This is a genomic window from Pontibacter aydingkolensis (assembly GCF_019443125.1).
GTDB classification, from domain to species: domain Bacteria; phylum Bacteroidota; class Bacteroidia; order Cytophagales; family Hymenobacteraceae; genus Pontibacter; species Pontibacter aydingkolensis.
The window spans coordinates 139,715-151,850 of record NZ_JAHYXK010000006.1 but is presented as its reverse complement, the minus strand read 5'-3'; the positions used below and the strand labels follow the sequence as shown (position 1 = coordinate 151,850).

11 protein-coding genes are annotated in these 12,136 nt (G+C 45.5%); 4 read left to right on the top strand and 7 right to left on the bottom strand.

Annotated features, from left to right (window positions below; all coding sequences use genetic code 11):
• Positions 1–41: 41 nt before the first annotated feature.
• Both K0O23_RS09455 and K0O23_RS09450 read right to left on the bottom strand, forming a co-directional pair.
• Positions 42–1,178 carry a helix-turn-helix domain-containing protein gene (locus tag K0O23_RS09455; RefSeq protein WP_219877178.1) on the bottom strand — a complete coding sequence of 379 codons (1,137 nt, stop codon included), beginning with the start codon at positions 1,176–1,178 and terminating at the stop codon, positions 42–44.
• Positions 1,179–1,295: 117 nt separating this feature from the next.
• Positions 1,296–4,106: an outer membrane beta-barrel protein gene (locus K0O23_RS09450; RefSeq protein WP_219877177.1), complete on the bottom strand. Its 2,811-nt coding sequence runs from the start codon at positions 4,104–4,106 to the stop codon at positions 1,296–1,298.
• 422 nt (positions 4,107–4,528) lie between these two features.
• On the opposite strand from K0O23_RS09450, the gene K0O23_RS09445 reads away from it, so the two are divergent.
• The gene (locus tag K0O23_RS09445) at positions 4,529–4,963 is read left to right on the top strand and encodes a DUF2062 domain-containing protein (protein WP_317195668.1); all 435 of its coding nucleotides are present in this window, start codon (positions 4,529–4,531) and stop codon (positions 4,961–4,963) included.
• A 75-nt stretch (positions 4,964–5,038) separates the two neighbouring features.
• Here the strand turns inward: K0O23_RS09445 and K0O23_RS09440 are convergent, their stop codons facing one another.
• From K0O23_RS09440 to K0O23_RS09425, 4 genes are all read right to left on the bottom strand, one after another.
• Positions 5,039–5,917: an OmpA/MotB family protein gene (locus tag K0O23_RS09440; protein WP_219877175.1), complete on the bottom strand. Its 879-nt coding sequence runs from the start codon at positions 5,915–5,917 to the stop codon at positions 5,039–5,041.
• Between the two features lie 101 nt (positions 5,918–6,018).
• Positions 6,019–6,879 carry a methylated-DNA--[protein]-cysteine S-methyltransferase gene (locus tag K0O23_RS09435; RefSeq protein ID WP_219877174.1) on the bottom strand — a complete coding sequence of 287 codons (861 nt, stop codon included), beginning with the start codon at positions 6,877–6,879 and terminating at the stop codon, positions 6,019–6,021.
• Positions 6,880–6,973: 94 nt separating this feature from the next.
• A complete protein-coding gene (locus tag K0O23_RS09430; RefSeq protein WP_219877173.1) occupies positions 6,974–7,693 on the bottom strand; it encodes a tetratricopeptide repeat protein in 720 nt (239 codons plus the stop codon).
• Positions 7,694–7,766: 73 nt separating this feature from the next.
• Complete coding sequence (locus tag K0O23_RS09425) at positions 7,767–8,495, bottom strand: tetratricopeptide repeat protein (RefSeq protein WP_219877172.1); 729 nt, start codon at positions 8,493–8,495, stop codon at positions 7,767–7,769.
• A 354-nt stretch (positions 8,496–8,849) separates the two neighbouring features.
• Between K0O23_RS09425 and K0O23_RS09420 the strand changes: the two genes are divergently transcribed.
• The 3 genes from K0O23_RS09420 (at position 8,850) to K0O23_RS09410 (ending at position 10,378) form a co-directional block, all read left to right on the top strand.
• Complete coding sequence (locus tag K0O23_RS09420) at positions 8,850–9,347, top strand: cupin domain-containing protein (RefSeq protein ID WP_219877171.1); 498 nt, start codon at positions 8,850–8,852, stop codon at positions 9,345–9,347.
• 144 nt (positions 9,348–9,491) lie between these two features.
• Complete coding sequence (parS, locus tag K0O23_RS09415) at positions 9,492–9,920, top strand: type II RES/Xre toxin-antitoxin system antitoxin (RefSeq protein WP_219877170.1); 429 nt, start codon at positions 9,492–9,494, stop codon at positions 9,918–9,920.
• Positions 9,917–10,378 (top strand): RES family NAD+ phosphorylase, encoded by a 462-nt coding sequence (locus K0O23_RS09410; RefSeq protein ID WP_219877169.1) that lies wholly within the window; start codon positions 9,917–9,919, stop codon positions 10,376–10,378. The genes parS and K0O23_RS09410 overlap by 4 nt, the downstream gene beginning before the upstream one ends.
• Positions 10,379–10,705: 327 nt before the next feature.
• Here K0O23_RS09410 and K0O23_RS09405 read toward each other — a convergent pair whose 3' ends face one another.
• Positions 10,706–12,088: an MBL fold metallo-hydrolase RNA specificity domain-containing protein gene (locus tag K0O23_RS09405; protein ID WP_219877168.1), complete on the bottom strand. Its 1,383-nt coding sequence runs from the start codon at positions 12,086–12,088 to the stop codon at positions 10,706–10,708.
• Positions 12,089–12,136: the final 48 nt, after the last annotated feature.

Genomic DNA, 12,136 nt, shown 5'->3' with positions numbered 1-12,136 from the left:
CGGTAAGTGCGAGGTGCTAGTTTATAGGGAAGTACTTATTTCTAGCTTATAATGGCGGTTTTACGGTATTCGCCGGGTGTCTGCCCGGTTTGTTTTTTAAAGGCTGCACTAAATGCTGACTTTGATAAATAGCCTGTTTCCTCCGCTACTTCCTCAATCTTGAGGTGATACAAGGCCGGATCTGCTAAGATCATCTTTGCTTCCTGTATACGTAGCTCTGCCAGGTACTCAAAAAAGCTTTTGCCCAAACACTCGTTTAGCACCTGCGATAGATAATGCGGTGAAGTATGCAACTGTTTAGCCAGGTTAGGTAACGACGCAGAAGGCTGGGTATAGAATTTTTCGGCTTCAGCACTTTTCAGTTTTTGCAGCAGGTCCTGCTTTGCTTCCTGGCTTAGCGCCGACTTTTCATACTTTGCCTGCACCACCGGTTGGAAAAAGGAGGAATCTGTCAGTATTTTAAAACTTATGTAAAATAGCTGTACAACCAGGAACATGGCAAGCAGATGATCACCCAGGTCGCGCTCATAGGTAAGTTTTATAGTGATAAGCAACACCAGCGTAGCAGCATAGAAGAAAAGCAGCAATTTTGCCCAGGAATAAAAGTATAAGTTTGGGTTGTTTGCTGTGCGGTAGCTACGCAAAAGTATATAGCCTAACACCAGGTACAGTGTGATGTGTAGTATGGTTAGCTCATTTACAGATTCAGACAATCGTAACGGATCAGGATGAACCGGGTAGGAGACAGGCAGGTGTTCCAGCTTAGGAAAGTACGCACTGATATAACCGTTATACTTTACTGCCTCCGGCTGCAGGGTAAAAAGCAGGTGATACAAAAAGTATAAGCCAAACGGCAGCAGGTGCAGCCATTGTTTCCGGGTCCAGTCTTTCCCGCTCAGGCTCCTGAAGAGTAGGTAAGTTAAGGGGCCAATGGCAAAGTTGATAGGTTCTGAGAAATCGACCAGTTGCAGAACCCGGAACATTAGCCCGGAATAGCACAGAAATATCTCCAGCAACAGGCAGGCGAAGCAGAAGACAAGCGCAGCCAGTAGCAGGAAGTGGTAAGGCTGACGGTGCGGCCGCTTAGCCAGAAACAGCAATGCCAGAAAGAAACCCTGCACCACACCTGCCAGTAGCACAGCCGTATACCAATCGAACCGGAAAAAGTCTGTTACCATTGTGCACAAAGTATAAAGCAAGTTACTATTTTTTTATAACTGCCTATACTTTGCAGCAATACAAACAAAAAGGCCCGCATTGCTGCAGGCCCTTTGTTGTCTAACCTAAATGTAATATTAATTTCTGTGCGGCATACCGCCACCCCAGTTGCCACGGCGGTTTTCCGTTGGGTCTGGCTGATTGCCGCCGCTCTTGAATTTGCGCAGGTTGTAGCTAAAGGTAAACATGAAGTAACGCTGCAACACTGTAGATTGTACGTCCTCAATGTAATCAGCTGCGATGTTACGCTGTATACTCACGTTCTGCTTTAACAGGTCGTTTACGCTTAAGCTGATCTCCCCTTGCTTGTTCTTGAAAATTTTCTTGCCAAGGCTCATGTTCCAAAGCAGGTAGCTGTTATCCACGCCTGCCGATAAACCTGAGTTATACTGGTGGTTCAGCTCGGTACGGTACACCAGGCCATCCCAAAGTATCCAGTTGTAGCGCAGGTTGGTGTTCTGAGTGTAATAGTTATTGTTGCGGGCTGTCTGTAGCGTATTGTCTACAATGTTGTAGTTACCAAACGTAGATACGTTAAAGTCAATTTTCTCGCTGATGTTACTACTGATGTTTACGCCCAGTCCAGCCGTCTTCGTGTTAGCATAATTCACTTCACCGTCAATCATGCCCGGTATTTTGGAATAACCAACAGAGCCATTCAGGTTAAAGTTAGAGCTGATGAAGTTGATTGGCTGACCATAGTTAAAGAACGAACGCACATTAACAAAGCCATCCAGGTTAACAGGGCGACTCAAACGTGCACCAACCGGTATTGTGTAAGCATCTGATGTCTTAAATGGCAGTGTTTCTCTATAGTTCTCGTTACGGATGTTGTACACGCTATTGGCAATGTAGTTTTGGGTAAAGCTACTAAACATACCTACAAAGAATACCTTATTAGTCTCAGGGTTAAAATTACGGTAACGCATATTAAAGCGACCCTGGTAATCCTGGTCTAGCTCTGGGTTGCCAATGCGTGGCTGTAACGTGTTAGAAATATCCAGCACGCCCTGTAGCTGCTCAACAGATGGCATATTGGTATTTGTGCGCAGGCTGATATTTAAATTACGAGAGTTTGTAAACTTATACTCGTACTCAGCTGAAGGAAGTATGTTTGTGAAGTTACGCTTCAGGTTAAACACATTCGGAAACTCATTTTCGCTCTCTAAAGTAGCATACTGGTATTTCACATCAGCCTGAAATCTTACTTTGTCCAGTCTGTACTGATAACTTGGGCCAAAGCTTTGAGAAATGTAGTCGCTTTTAAAGGTGTTACTCAGTTGCGCATTAAAATCAGAATAAGCGTTGTCTGTCTCTACAAAATCAAAGGCTCTTCTGTCTGAATCGTTTATCTGGTTATTTATGCCATACTCCAACTGCAGGCGGGAGTTTTCAGCCAGCCTCTGAGAGTAGTTCAGCTCACCTGACCACGACATGTTAGCTTTATCTGACGTAATGAACTGGTTACGGTAGCTGCTTCGGCTTGGGGCTATGTAATCAGTAATGTCAGCAAGTTCATAAAGGTCGCCGTTTGAGCTGCTGTAATTGGTGTTAACCGTTGCAGTTAAAATACGACCCGAATCTCCGAAACGGTGCGAGTACAGAATATTGTTTCTGAAGTTTAAGCTACCGATCTCATTGTTATTTCTTTCTACAGACTCAGACTCGGTGCCCTGATTGCTTGTTAAAAATGCGGTACTGTTGCGCAGCGTATTATTGTTCTGTATAGTTAAGCTAGGTGTAATCAGGAACCTGTTGTTCTGGTTCATGTTGTACTGTAAACGGAAGTTAAAGCGGTGACTTTCGTCTGCGTTGTTATTCGTACTTCGCTCAGTATACTCACGGTTAAGATCTGTTGCAAAATAGTCCTGGAAGCGGTATTGGTTGTTTACCGTTTCGCGGTTAGAGTAGTTGTAGTTACCGCTTACTTCCATTTTCTTGCCCCACATATCGTTGTAGCTGAGGCTGAAGTTGTTTGTGTTGATGATACCATTCGGAGAACCGCCGCCCCACATTCTGCGGCCTCTCATGCCACCTCCCGGGGTTTCGCCAATCGAGAAATCAGACATGTTGATGTTATTAGTAAGACCGCTAACTGTAATTCTTCGGTTGTTGTTAAAGTAATTTACAATTGCGCCCACCATAAAACGGTCATCGGTGCCGTAGCCGGCAGATGCCTTTCCTGTATAGCCGATACGGGCCTCTTTTTTCGTTCTGAAGTTCAGTGTTTTTAGTCTGTTGCCATCCTCAAAACCGCTGAAGGCTGCTCTGTCGCTTTGCGCGTCAAAAACCTCCACGCTTTCGATCATGTCCGCCGAAATGTTTCTGATAGCAGAACTGACGTCGTCGCCAGTCACACGCTTACCGTCAATCATCACCTGTCTAACATCTTCGCCCTGGGCCTGAATTCGACCTTCCTGTATCGTTACACCCGGCATTTTAGTTACCAGGTCTTCAGCGCTGGCGTCGGGGGCAGTTTTAAAGGCTTTGGCGTTAAACTGGGTGGTGTCACCTTTCTGCTCGCCAAGCGGCGCTCGGCCTACTACCTGTACTTCTTTCAAGGCGGTAGAGCCATCCTTTAGCAGCAGTTGGCCCAGGTTAAGCGGTGTGCTTTGTACCTGAATTGCTCTGGAAAATTTATCAAAGCCGATGTAGTTAATTTCTACAGTATATTCTCCGCTGGCAATACGCTCAAAACGGAAACGGCCTTCGGCATCGGTTACTGTAGCCGTAACAGAGGCATCAGTTGTTTTCTTAAGCACTACGTTGGCACCCGGTAAAGCAGTTTTGTCGGTTCCGCTTTGTACGGTGCCATAAACAGCCACGCTCTGTGCATAGGCATTAATCGTACTTACAATTAATAGCAGAATAAGTAGTATTCTCTTCATTTAGATTTTAAGATGATAGGATCTTGTTATGCTCGATTTGACTTAAAGCAATGGCAATAGTTTAATCTATAGTTGAAAAGATTTTAAATAGCTGGCATAAGTTATAAATACTAATGGTAATGGGCTTTAAATTAGTGTGTTAAGGCTGGTTGAGTTAAAATATGCAAAAGCCGTTGCTAAAGAATAAGGTTACCTGGTTCTAATAAAATTGTGGGGTTACTTTTTACCTTTATATGTATTAACATGCAATTGGCCGTGGTTCCGGATTTATTTTCAGATTACAATAGTTGCCTGCAACTAATTTCGTCAGAAAGAGGTCTTATTTTCGTAAGCTTCTACTTTCAGGCTTTCCCATTATTAACATCATTATGTCTTTGTCAGGTATCACGGTTAGTTTTTTCAGGCGCAGGCTCTTAAATCCTGTGGCTAACCTGCTTAAGCAGGGTATGACGCCTCCTAAACTTGCCGCAACTATTGCACTGGGTACAGTAGTAGGAGTAGTACCTGCTTTGGGGGTCTCAACCATGATTTGTACTGCTCTGGCTGCGCGTTTCCGGTTAAATATTGCCGCTACAATTCTTATAAGTTACCTTATACATCCGCTTCAGCTCTTGTTAATCATCCCATTTGCACGTATGGGAATTTTTATGTTTGGTTTACAGGAGCTTCGTTTTTCGCTGGAGGAGATGATCGAAATGTTCAGATCTGACTGGCTTGCAGCATTAAACCTTCTCTGGCAAGCAAATCTGGCAGCTGTCTCGGCCTGGGCTTTGCTTGCCATACCCATCGGAATTGTGCTTTACCTGTTGGTGCTGCCTATACTGATCAGGTTTATGCCTAAAAAGGTGCAGGCTTAAGTAGTTAAAGTCTAAAAAACAAAAGGCCAGCCCCTGATAAGAGGCTGGCCTTTTGCATAAGTATAAAAGTATACCTTAGGTTGTCTCCAGTATCTGGAACAGCTCATCCAGCTTAGGAGTAAGGATGATTTCTGTACGGCGGTTTTTCTGTCGTGCTTCTTTTGTCTTGGCATCATCCAGTGGCACATACTTCGAACGACCAGATGGCGTAACGCGGGTAGGGTCAACACCGGCATTAGTCAGGATACGGGTGATTTCGGTGGCACGCAACACGCTCAGGTCCCAGTTGTCCGACATGCCTACAGTTCCTTTAGATACCGGTACATCATCGGTGTGGCCTTCTACCAGTACGTTCACATCTTTCTGCTCCTTCAGTACAGATGCCAGTTTGCGAAGTGCTTCTTCACCTTTAGGGTCTACTTTAGTAGAGCCGGAGTTAAAAAGTAGCTGCTCGGCAAGGCTTACGTATACTTTACCGTTGCGCACGTTAATAGTCAGGTCTTTATCGTTAAAGCCAAGCAGGGCGTTGGTTACCTTGTTACGCAGGTTGGCTACAGCTCTTTCTTTCTCATCAAGTATGCGCTGTAACTCGGCCAGGCGCTGCTCACGTGCTTTCAGATCAGCGTTCAGGCGCTCGATCTGCGTTTTGCTCATGTTCAGGTTTTCACCAAGGGCTTTTCCTTCCTTCAGTGCCTGCTGCAGGCTTTGCTGGTACTCCAGTTTCTGTTGTTCCAGTTCGGCTTTGGCTTGTTCCAGGCTTTCTTTTTCCTCCTCCAGAAGAGCTTTCTGTTGCTCCAGGGTTAACTTTTGCTTCTCCAGGTCGGCTTTCTCCACTTCAAGCGTGTTCTTGCGGCTCATCAGGTCGTCATACTTTTTCTTAGACACCACGCAAGAAGATAAGGTCATACTTCCTGCCAATAGGAAGACAGAGGCTCTGAGTAAATTCTTTTTCATACGGTATTATACTTTGGCTAAATGTGTGCAAAGGGTTGATGAACAAATATAGCAAAATATGATTGCCGACCCCTGAAAAGTAAGATTATTTATACTGTTACTCAGAACATTGAAAGTTGCTCTGGTTGTAGTTCAATTTGTGTCTGGTTGCGAGCCGCTTCCCATCCGATCATAGCCATTTTACGCTCACTGCCCCAACGATATTCGCCAATGCCGCCCACGCTTTTAATTACGCGGTGGCAGGGAATAAGAAAGGCAATCGGGTTGCTGCCTATGGCGGTGCCCACGGCTCTGCTGGCGGTTGGCTGCCCGATGTGTTGCGCTAAAATGGCATAGGAGGTAAGGGAGCCTTCCGGTATGCGCAGCAGCGCTTCCCATACTTTCAGCTGAAATGGAGTGCCTTGCAGGTGCAGCTTTATCTTAGCTTTTCGCTCTTCTGTACTTTGCAGGAATGTCTGAACCTGTGCATGCTGCACATTTGAAGTATACTTCATACTTGCCTTTGGCCAGGTTTGCTGCAGTTCTGCCACAGCGGCTGCCTCATCCTGAAAGAAGTGCAAATAACTAATGCCTTTATCAGTGGAGGCCACTATGTAGTTACCGAATTGGCAGGAGTTTATACTATACTTTAGTTCCAGTTGCGCGCCCTGCTGCTTAAAAGTACCAGGCGTAATGCCCTCTATACTTACAAACAGGTCGTGCAGGCGGCTTGTGCCTGACAGGCCACAGTGATCTGCAGCCTCTGCCAGGCTTGAAGTCTGCGCCATTACTGCTTTAGCGTGTTGCAGCGTTAGGTACTGCAGAAATTTCTTTGGACTTACACCTGCCCATTCTGTAAAAACCCTCTGGAAATGGTAAGGGCTCATGCATGCCTGCTCAGCCAGTTCTTCGAGGCTTGGCTGATTTAAGGTGTTAGCCCTGATATAGGCTAATGCGCTGGCTACAGTCTGGTAATGGCTCATACTTCAAAAAACAGAAAACCAGTCATAACATCCAACCCGAATCTTGCTGATTTATTCTAAAAGTAAAGCCCCGGTTTTGGCCGGGGCTTCTGATTTATTCCTGTTCTGCAACTGCGTCTGATGATCTGAAGAATCCCTGGGGGTCTGGCATTATCTCTACCAGCTCTGAGATGTACGTATAATCTATCACGCTCATGTTAAGTATGCGGCTCTTATGCAGATAATCCCAGGCTTCTGGATATTTTTTCTCATAAAACCGCACCAGCGAGTAGTTGTAAAGTGCATAGGCATTCTGTGCGTTTGCAGCTATCGACTCATCAAGCAATGCAGTTGCTTTTTTAAGTTCTTTCTTCTTCTTTTTGCCATTTTTGTAAATAGCTAACTGTGCGGAAGCCATATCAGAAAGCAGCATAGAGTTTTTAGGGTCGATGGCTTTTGCTTTTTCGTAATAGGTAAGGGCTTCCTTGTTGTTATCCTTTGATGCTGAGATTAGTCCGAATGCCCAGTAGGTATCCATGTTGTTCGGGTTTAACAGCCAGGCCAGGTTAAAGCGATACATGGCTGTATCTACCTGCCCTTCGTTGAAATACTCCCATCCGCGCTCCATAAAAAACTGGCTCGCCTCCTGACGGTTGGTAAAGCTTTTGTCGCAACTGGTCAGAAATTTCTCGTCTTTCTGTTGCTGGGCCTCTGTTTTAGTCTTGTTACCGAACATAGGCAACACCAGGTGACTTTGATCCGTTTGCTGCTCCTGTGCAAATCCTGCGCTTGTGGCAAAAAGTATAACGGTAAGGGCAAATAATAATCGTCTCATCTTAAAAAGGTAGGTTAGTGTTACTAAACTTGCAACGCTATAAATTTAAGTCAATGGTACTTTAATAGCAAACTTATTGAACCGATGCCCGGGTATACACTCCTTTTGGGTCTTTTTGCTTATCCAGCAGCGCGGCTATAAAGGTTTTGTCGGCTTTTGCTTTTTTACTGCTGATGCTTTGGTGCAGGTACTCCCAGGCATGCTCGTACTCTTTCAGGTAATAACTGTTTATAGCCAACTTGTAATAAGCGCCGGTTTGTTTCGGGTTTATTTTTACAGCTTCCTGCAACAGTTTTTTGCTTTGTAGCAGATCGTCGGGACTGCTGGTGGCATAGAACCGGTTCAGGTGGCTGGTGGCCACATCGGTTAGCAACTGCGGATTGGTTTTGTCTTTTTCGAGTGCGAGGTAAAGTATAAACAGTGCCTTATCGTACGCTTTTTGTTCGCCGTATACTTTGCCATAACCCCATAATATATCATTGTTGGTGCTATCCATGAGCCAGGCACGACCAAAAAGATGGGTGGCAGAGTCTAGCTTATGCTCGTTAAAATTGCGCTGTGCCTGTAGCACGTAATACTTACCTGCCATCTTCCTGCTTTTAAACCGCTTTGTGTTATCTTTTAAAAACTTTTGTTGGCTGGCTTTTTGCCTGGCTGTTACAGGTTTTTTAACTGGAATTACGTCGGACATACTTAATACAGGCTGCTGGGCTACCTGCTTGTTTTCTGTGATGGCGTTCTGGGTGTTGCAGCCACTTATACCTGCTGTAACTAATCCAATCGCCACTATCCAATTTCGCATGTGAGTTTTTGTTTATCCAGGCCGTATAACGTTCTTTTGCTCAGTTTAGTGCCGTTAGCCGCTTTGCCAGAATTAGAGGACTAGCCTAAACTGTTGCAAATAGGCTGACGTATGGCTGGCAGCAGCTGTGTTTTACTGCTAAGTAAGCTGATGCTGATGTATGTGGTATGGGTTGTAATTATTTGTCTTACAGAGTGTTAATTACGTATGTGTAAGAAGTACGCTTTGCGAGGCAGTATCGGGTAAAGTAACTAAATCACTTACAAGCATTAATTCCTGTTTAATACTATTACAGGTTTGCTTTGATATACGCTGAAGTACACTTTAACACATCAATCTAAAATTTACATCATTATGAAAGCATTACGTAACGCAATAGGCCTTTTGGTTTTATGTCTTTTTGCTGTTCCCCTTAAAGCGCAGGAGCATAGCACCATGAAGCAGCATGGCAGCCAGGAACATATTATGCTGAACCCAGATCGTTTCGAATGGAAAGATGGTCCTATGTCGCTGCCTAAAGGTGCAAGGTTTGCTATTTTAGAAGGAGACCCATCGAAGGAAGGGCCTTTTACCCTGCGTGTGATGGTGCCTGCAAATTATAAGATACCGCCCCATTGGCACCCTGCTGTTGAGCATGTTACTGTTTTAAAGGGCAGCATTTATATGGGTGCCGGGGAGAAGCTGGATATGAGCAAGGCTACCAAAATATCTGAGGGTGGGTTGGCTGTAATGCCGATCAAGTTTATTCACTACGCCTTTACCACAGAAGAAGCTACTATTCAGTTACATGGTATTGGCCCCTGGGATATTATTTATGTGAACCCAAAAGACGACCCAAGACAGGCTAAATAATTATAGCTAAAGTTAGGGATTAGTTTGTGTAAACAGGCTTTTGCCTGGTGACGGGGTTGTGTTATACTTATTTATAAAATTATGCGACACTTGACGTTTTAATTAAGACAAGTTTCGTATATTTGAGTATTAACAAAACAAACCATGGGACAAGCCTTAAAAATTGGAGCCGACCTTAGTTATAAGCTGATTGACGACCGCGACGTGTTTATGCTGATAAGCACGGTGCGCGAAGGCATAAAGTATGCGCTGTTCCAAAGTATAGCTGACAAAAGTCCGTTTAGTACAGCGGAGTGGTCTGGCTATCTGCACCTTTCTGAACGCACCTTTCAGAGGTATAAAAAAGAGAAGCGGAAGTTTGATCCACTGCACTCTGAAAAGATACTTGAAATAACCCTGGTGTATAACAAAGGCGTGGAGGTGTTTGGCGACCAGGCCAACTTTGATGCGTGGCTGGAAGCGAAGAATGTGGCCCTCGGCGGCATCAAACCCAAAGAGCTGCTCGATAATACTTTTGGCATCGGCCTGTTAAAAGACGAACTAACCCGCATAGAGCACGGCGTCCTGGCATGATCGTTTACCGCCTTAGCAGAAGTAAATTCAGAAACGATTTATCAGGTAAAGGGGCAGAGTTAGCTGGCGGACGCTGGAACAGCAAAGGCATACCAATGCTCTATACCAGTGAATCTATTGCGCTCTGCACCGTAGAAATTGCCGTACACATGCCCCTGGGCATCGTGCCGCTTGATTATTACCTGGTGCGCATCGAACTGCCCGACTTTGAGGATATGCCGGAGATAAAGCTGGAAGACCTGCCCGAAGTATGGAAGACCTTTCCGCATGCCAACGTTACCCAGGAACTAGGCGACAACTTTATACTTTCCGAAAAACACCTCGTACTTAAAGCGCCATCTGCCACCGTGCAGGACAACTATAATTATCTTATAAACCCCCGCCACCCTGATTTCAGCAAAATAAAAGTTGTAGGTTCAGAGCCATTCGAGTTTGATAAGCGGTTATTTGTGAAGTAGTAGGGAAGAAGTACTTATTTGTCAGAATCAGGATATACAGATTTAGAAGAATCTTTAGGATTTTCTGCAATACCTGTAATCCAACCACCCATAACCCTCAGAGCTACGCTCGCTACCTTCGAACTCGCGTTCTTGGTAGTCTAAGGCGGAGAGCCTGCTGTTACTTTATTTAAATTATATATATGTTTCATTGCTGCGGCCATCACTCGGACAGGTCGCGACCTGTCCCTACAATAGGTTGCATTACACTTACTATTGTGATGGCAGGAGAAGAAGTAAGTAAAATTCCCCGCCTTAGACAAGGAGGGGTTATGGGTGGTTGGAAGATTACCACAAATTATACGTCGCACCCATCTTCGCGATAGCCACGTTCCAGCCATAGGTGTCGTTTATTTTTAAGCGTAGTTCTTCACTTGCCTGTGCTTCGCCGTGGTTCAGGAAAATGCGTGTAGGAGCTTCTTTAAAATGGCTCAGCCACCAAAGCAGATCGGCCTGGTCGGCATGGGCGGAGAGAGATCCTATCTGCTTTACTTCTGCGTGTACTGTATAGTAACTGCCGTGTATCTTGATATCGTTGGCACCGCTGCGAAGCAGGCTGCCACGCGTGCCCGGCGCCTGGAAACCGGCCAGCAGTACGGTATTTTTCTTATCGCCCAGGAGTTTTTCGAGGTAGTATAGCACGCGCCCGCCCGTAACCATGCCACTTCCTGCAATTATGATCTTAGGGTTTATGTTATCCAGTACATGCAACGATAGTTCGAAATCCCGGATAATGTGCACGTCGTGCATCATGGTGCGGCATTCGGCAGGGCTCAAACTGTGCCAGTCGGTGTAGTTAAGGTATAGCTCCGTCACGTTTATTCCCATCGGTGAGTCGAGGTAAATAGGCATGGGTGGTATACTTTTCTCCTGCCGTAGCGTGTTAAGTATAAGCAATAGTTCCTGGGCCCGCTCCACGGCAAAGCTCGGTATTACCAGTATGCCACCTTTGCTGAAAGTATGGTTTACTATTTCGGCAATTTCCTGGTAAGGGGAGGTTTCGCTGTGCAGTTTATCGCCATACGTAGATTCAAGTATAATATAGTCAGCAGTTGGCAGCAGGGCAGGAGGATGCATCAGCAGTGGGTGCCTGCGACCCAGGTCTCCCGAAAAAACAAACTTCCGGCCCAGGCATTCAAACTCTACAATTGATGAGCCAAGTATATGGCCGCTGTTCCGGAAACAAAATTTCATCTCTTCGTTCAGTTCAATCCATTTATCCTGTGGGTGTGTTTCAAAGAGGGGCAAAGTGCGCTCTACATCGCGCTCGTTGTATAATGGTTTAGCCGGATGGTGGCGGCTATAGCCGTATCGGTTAGCCTCCTGCGCATCCTCTTCCTGAATCTTGGCACTGTCGCGGAGTATGATGCCGGTTACATCGCGGGTTGGCTTTGTAGCGTATATGGGGCCTTTGAAGCCATATTTTACCAGCACTGGCAGGTAGCCGCAATGGTCCAGGTGGCCATGGGTAAGTATAACGGCATCCAGTTTAGCAACATCAAGCGGTGGTTTTCTCCAGTTAAGCAGGCGCAGTTCTTTTAAGCCCTGGAAAAGGCCGCAGTCTATCAGTACCTGGTGGTTATCTGTTTTAACCAGGATCTTAGAGCCTGTTACAGTACCTGCTCCCCCTAAAAACTTTAGCTGCAGTGGCGGTTGCTGTTCGTTTTTCATACAGGAGTAAAGCTATAACTTGTTTATTGCCGGAAAAATGATGTTTGT

What these genes read in the sequence shown, in the direction of transcription:
- K0O23_RS09455 (WP_219877178.1), bottom strand. Translation starts at nt 1,178, where the DNA reads ATGGTAACAGACTTTTTCCGGTTCGATTGGTATACGGCTGTGCTACTG.
- K0O23_RS09450 (WP_219877177.1), bottom strand. Translation starts at nt 4,106, where the DNA reads ATGAAGAGAATACTACTTATTCTGCTATTAATTGTAAGTACGATTAAT.
- K0O23_RS09440 (WP_219877175.1), bottom strand. Translation starts at nt 5,917, where the DNA reads ATGAAAAAGAATTTACTCAGAGCCTCTGTCTTCCTATTGGCAGGAAGT.
- K0O23_RS09435 (WP_219877174.1), bottom strand. Translation starts at nt 6,879, where the DNA reads ATGAGCCATTACCAGACTGTAGCCAGCGCATTAGCCTATATCAGGGCT.
- K0O23_RS09430 (WP_219877173.1), bottom strand. Translation starts at nt 7,693, where the DNA reads ATGAGACGATTATTATTTGCCCTTACCGTTATACTTTTTGCCACAAGC.
- K0O23_RS09425 (WP_219877172.1), bottom strand. Translation starts at nt 8,495, where the DNA reads ATGCGAAATTGGATAGTGGCGATTGGATTAGTTACAGCAGGTATAAGT.
- K0O23_RS09420 (WP_219877171.1), top strand. Translation starts at nt 8,850, where the DNA reads ATGAAAGCATTACGTAACGCAATAGGCCTTTTGGTTTTATGTCTTTTT.
- parS (WP_219877170.1), top strand. Translation starts at nt 9,492, where the DNA reads ATGGGACAAGCCTTAAAAATTGGAGCCGACCTTAGTTATAAGCTGATT.
- K0O23_RS09410 (WP_219877169.1), top strand. Translation starts at nt 9,917, where the DNA reads ATGATCGTTTACCGCCTTAGCAGAAGTAAATTCAGAAACGATTTATCA.
- K0O23_RS09405 (WP_219877168.1), bottom strand. Translation starts at nt 12,088, where the DNA reads ATGAAAAACGAACAGCAACCGCCACTGCAGCTAAAGTTTTTAGGGGGA.